General features: G+C 73.5%; 7 protein-coding genes. 2 read left to right on the top strand and 5 right to left on the bottom strand.

Annotation, left to right across the window (positions count from 1 at the left end):
- The 4 genes from H5J29_RS22430 to H5J29_RS22445 form a co-directional block, all read right to left on the bottom strand.
- On the bottom strand, window positions 1-620 hold a 620-nt coding region (locus H5J29_RS22430; protein ID WP_181783023.1), incomplete at its 3' end, for a metal-dependent transcriptional regulator.
- Window positions 621-649: 29 nt separating this feature from the next.
- Window positions 650-1,132, bottom strand: coding sequence for a DUF4188 domain-containing protein (locus H5J29_RS22435; RefSeq protein WP_181783017.1), 483 nt, complete (start codon window positions 1,130-1,132; stop codon window positions 650-652).
- A 108-nt stretch (window positions 1,133-1,240) separates the two neighbouring features.
- On the bottom strand, window positions 1,241-1,819 hold the full coding sequence (locus tag H5J29_RS22440; protein ID WP_181783018.1) for a L,D-transpeptidase: 579 nt from the start codon (window positions 1,817-1,819) through the stop codon (window positions 1,241-1,243).
- A gap of 157 nt (window positions 1,820-1,976) precedes the next feature.
- Window positions 1,977-2,729 (bottom strand): maleylpyruvate isomerase family mycothiol-dependent enzyme, encoded by a 753-nt coding sequence (locus H5J29_RS22445; protein ID WP_181783019.1) that lies wholly within the window; start codon window positions 2,727-2,729, stop codon window positions 1,977-1,979.
- Window positions 2,730-2,763: 34 nt separating this feature from the next.
- On the opposite strand from H5J29_RS22445, the gene H5J29_RS22450 reads away from it, so the two are divergent.
- Window positions 2,764-3,441, top strand: coding sequence for a maleylpyruvate isomerase N-terminal domain-containing protein (locus H5J29_RS22450; RefSeq protein ID WP_181783020.1), 678 nt, complete (start codon window positions 2,764-2,766; stop codon window positions 3,439-3,441).
- On the opposite strand, the gene H5J29_RS22455 is transcribed toward H5J29_RS22450, so the two are convergent.
- Window positions 3,432-3,662: a hypothetical protein gene (locus H5J29_RS22455; RefSeq protein ID WP_181783021.1), complete on the bottom strand. Its 231-nt coding sequence runs from the start codon at window positions 3,660-3,662 to the stop codon at window positions 3,432-3,434. The genes H5J29_RS22450 and H5J29_RS22455 overlap by 10 nt on opposite strands.
- A gap of 40 nt (window positions 3,663-3,702) precedes the next feature.
- On the opposite strand from H5J29_RS22455, the gene H5J29_RS22460 reads away from it, so the two are divergent.
- Window positions 3,703-4,396: class I SAM-dependent methyltransferase (locus tag H5J29_RS22460; RefSeq protein WP_181783022.1), on the top strand; the 694-nt coding region annotated here is incomplete at its 3' end.

Below are 4,396 nucleotides of genomic sequence, written 5' to 3' on the forward strand. Positions count from 1 at the left end.
CCGGTCAGCATGGGCGCGAGCGCGACCCGCTCGCCCGCCACCCGGATCCAGCGCGGTCCGCCGTACGGGTCCTGCTGCTCGACCTCGATCACCACGCCCGGCCGCAGCCCGCGGTCGCCGAGGTAGCGCAGCGCGTCGGACTGCCGGTCGGAGACCCGCTCGATGCGGAACCGGCAGCCGTCCGGCGCCGAGGTGAGCGGCTGGCCCCAGCTCTCGTCGTGGCTGCCCGCGCTGCTCGGGATGGGGTCGCCGTGCGGGTCGTGGGTGGGGTGGCCGAGCGCGGCGTCGATCCGGGCCTCGAGCCGGTCGCTCAGCGCGTGCTCGAGCTGCTCGGCCTCCTCGTGCACCTCGTCCCACGGCATGTCCAACGCCTTGACGAGGAACGTCTCCAGGAGCCGGTGCCTGCGGACGACCCGCAGCGCCTCCCTCTCCCCCTGGTCGGTGAGGGTGAGGGCGCGCCCACGCCGGACCAGCTCGCCGTCCGCCAGCCGCTTCACCATGGCCGACACCGACGGCGAGGACACCTGCAGTTCCTTCGCGAGCAGCCCGGTGGTCACGACCTCCCCGCGGGTCGACAGCAGGAAGATCGTCTTGAGGTAGTCCTCGACGGCGGGTGTCATGGTCCCCACGCCGATGATGTTAGACCTGCCTAACGTGTCCCCGCGGCGTCCATGCGCTGCCGGGCGGCGTTCGAACGGGTGGTGACGGGGACCCGCTCGGTCGCCTTGGCCAGCCCGAGCTCCGGGGTGCCCACGTAGACGCTCTCGGCCCGGTCGACCAGGTACGTCTCGTGCCACACCCCGACCACCCCGGGTGCCTGACGGGCCCGCTGGTTGAAGGCCGTCCAGGCCGGGCGGTGCTGCGCCGCCCGGTCGGACGCGTAGGCGTAGAGCTTGTCCACCGAGTCCCAGTACTGGATCACCGTCGGCCCGCCCGCCTCGAGGGTCAGTCGGAAGCCGAGCATTCCCGACTCCTTGTCCGTGGCCAGCTCCCTCAGCATCCGCGGCATGGCCAGGAACGTGGGGAGCCACTGGTCGATCCGCCACCACCGGTTGATCGTCATGCCGATCAGGAAGACGACGAGCTCGCCCTCGTGCCGGTGGGTGGTCCGTCCGCCGTCGGTCCGTGCCATCGCGCGCTCCTCCGAGTAGTGGATATCGTTGCTCTCCAATAGTGGAGAGTGTTGGTATCCACTGTCAAGCACGAAGAGCCCCGCCTGCGCTGCGGGCGGGGCTCCGGGTCAGGCGGGGGCGGGGGGCGGTTGCGGGTTGCGCGCGGCCATCTCCTCCGACGCCTTCACGACCTGCACCATGTCCCCGATCTGCAGGAACTGGAACCAGGCCTCGGCGTCCGCGGGCTCCAGGTGGATGCAGCCCGCCGACGAGCGTTCCGGGCTGCCGGCGTGGAACGCGATGCCGCCGTCTTCGAAGAACACCGACCACGGCATGGGAGCCGGGTCGCCGTTCGGCAGCCGGGACTCCTGGCTGAGGTGGTTCTGCTCCTTGCGGTACACCCGCAGGGAGTGGCCCACGGGCGTCTCCTGCCCGTTGCCGCCCGAGGCGATCTTGACCGGGCCTCGGACGACGTTCCCGTTCTCGATCAGCCAGGCCTGCTGTGACTCGAGGTCCACGCAGGACCGCGCCGAGAAGGAGCAGGGCGTGCCGGGCACCAGCGGCTCGGCGTGCGCGGCCGCGGCGGCGGGCGCCTCGGCGAACGCGGGGCCCGCGACCAGCGCCCCACCCAACCCGACGGCGGCCACCACCGTCGCGACGACCGCCCGGCGGGTGCCGTTCCAGGTCCCGAACCGCCGTGTGCCCACAGCCACTCCCCTGCTTCGTTCCGTGATCGCTGAGTCACTCTAGGTGACACACCGAGCGTGACCGCGCACTCCTCCAACGCCCACACGGGGACCCGGGCTACGCGCGCACCGCCACCGGTCGACACCGAGCGCCGAACGGACCCACAAATCGGTCCGATCAGGCGAACGCGACGTGCGACGACCAGAGCTGCAGCAGGGCCCGATCGCCGGACACCGCCGGCCCGTCGGCCGAACGGCGGCGGTAGACGAGCAGGAGGAGCTCGGTGAGCGGCCCGCGGACCGTCACGGCGGCAGGCCCGGTGCCGCGACGCCACCGGATCTCCTCCCCCGTCAGGTCGACGGACCACGCGTCGCCGGTGTCGGTCGCCTCGAGGGCCAGGGTGCGTCCGACGCCGAGCACCTCGCGCTTGGCCGGCTCCAGCGCGAAGTGGGCGGGCAGCGCGTCGAGCTCCATCCACTCGTCGAGCGCGGCGGCGACGACCTCGGGGGCCGCGGTCACGGGCAGCCCCGCCGCCTGGGTCGCGTCGACGCGGTGCACGAGGGTCTCGAAGGCGAAGCGCCGGGCGTAGAAGGCGGTGTGGCGGTAGTGGAACGGGACCCAGACCTCGGCGTCCGGACCCGCGGCGCGCAGGGTCGCCGCCAGGGCCTCGGCCCCCGGCACGAGGTCGGGAACGGGCCCGGAGTCGTCGCCCTCCAGGACGCGCAGGTCGGTGTCGTCGAGGAAGTCCTGGGCCCGGGTGCGCACGATCTCCTCGGCCCACCGGTGCCCCGCCCCGATGTGCCGCAGCAGCATCCCCAGTGTCCAGCCGGGACAGCCGGGCACCGGGGCCCGCAGGTCCGTGCCGGACACCTCGCGCACCAGCTGCGCGGTCTGCCCGACGATCTCGGTGCAGTGCCGTGTGAAGTCCATGTCGGCTGGTCGGAGCCCGGCGACGGATCTCGACATGTGGTTCGGTGACGGCATGGATCCGGTCGTGGAGTGGACCCTGGCGCAGGAGCGCGTCATCGAGCTCGTCTCGGGCGCACCGGACACGGCGGTGCGGGTGCCCGCCTGCCCGGAGTGGACGGTGCTCGAGCTGTTCTCGCACATGGTCGGCCTGGGCTCGGACGTGATCGCGGGCGACGAGCCGCAGGACCACAACGACGCCTGGACCGCCGCCCAGGTCGCCCGCCGCAGGGACCGCGGTGTCCCCCAGCTCGTCGCCGAGTGGCGCAAGGTGGCGGAGCCACTGCGGCAGTGGATGCGCGAGCGGGGCCCGCGGCCGCTGGCGGACGTGATCATCCACGAGCAGGACCTGCGCGGCGCCCTGCGCACGCCGGGGGCCGAGGACACGCCCGGGCTGCACGCCATCCGGGACCGGTTCACCGAACGCGTCGCCGCGAAGCTGCCCGCGGGCCCGTCGGTGGCGCTCGTGGGCCAGACCTGGACCTGGACGCCTGCGGGGACGGTCGCCGAGGCCCCCGTGGTGCTGCGCGCCTCGGACTTCGACCTGGCCAGGGCGGTGATGGGCAGGCGCTCGGCGGCGCAGCTGCGGGCCTGGACCGAACGCGGCGACCTCACGCCCCACCTGTCCGCCTTCGCCTCCCTCGGCCCGCTGCCGGAGGTCGACCTTCAGTCCTGAGCGTCCCGCAGCGTCAGCACCACCCGCATGACGTGCTCGACGGCGGCCTCGAACAACGCGCCGCGCAGCTCGCCCCGGTCGGCCAGGTTCTGCGCCGCGAACTCGACCATGTGCTCCGGCCCGACGCGGTGGACCACCAGCGCGGCGATCTCCTCCAGGTCGAGCCCGGGGTTGTCCAGCCGGGTCAGCGCGAACTCGACGACCAGCTCCTCGTCCCGCACGGTGGCCTCCCCTCCACGACCAGCCTAGTGGGAGGCTCGGGTGGTGGGAGCGAACCTGGAGCAGGCCCGGGCGTGGGACGGGCCGAGCGGCGACTTCTGGGCCGTGAACGCGGACCGCTTCGACCGCGGGATCAGCCGCTACCAGCCCTTCCTCGTGGCGGCGGCGGCTCCCGGGTACACCGACCGGGTGATCGACGTCGGCTGCGGCAACGGGCGCACCACCCGGGACATGGCGCGGCGGGCCCACTCCGCCCTCGGTGTGGACCTGTCCTCGCGGATGCTGCGGCTGGCCCGCGAGCGCGCCGCGGCGGCGGGCGTCTCGCGGGCGCGGTTCCTCCAGGCCGACGTCCAGGTCCATCCCCTGCCCGCCGCCGACCTCGTGATCAGCCGCAACGGCGTGATGTTCTTCGACGATCCCGCGGCGGCCTTCGCGAACCTCGCCCACGCGCTGCGTCCCGGCGGCAGGCTCGCGCTGCTCGTCTGGCAGCCCTACGAGCGGCAGGAGTGGATGCCCGCGTTCCGCCGGGTCCTGTCCGGGAGCCGTCCGCTGCCGCCACCGGCCCCCGGGATGTGGTCCTTCGGCGAGCCGGAGCGGCTCTCCCCGCTGCTCTCCGCGGCGGGGTTCACCGACGTCGGGTTCACCTCGCTGACCGAGCCCATGGTCGTCGGGACCGACGTCGAGGACGCCGTCGACTACGTGACGGGCATGCAGCGCGACCTGCTGGCCGGCCTCG

The organism is Pseudonocardia pini (assembly GCF_013870575.1).
GTDB lineage: Bacteria > Actinomycetota > Actinomycetes > Mycobacteriales > Pseudonocardiaceae > Pseudonocardia > Pseudonocardia pini.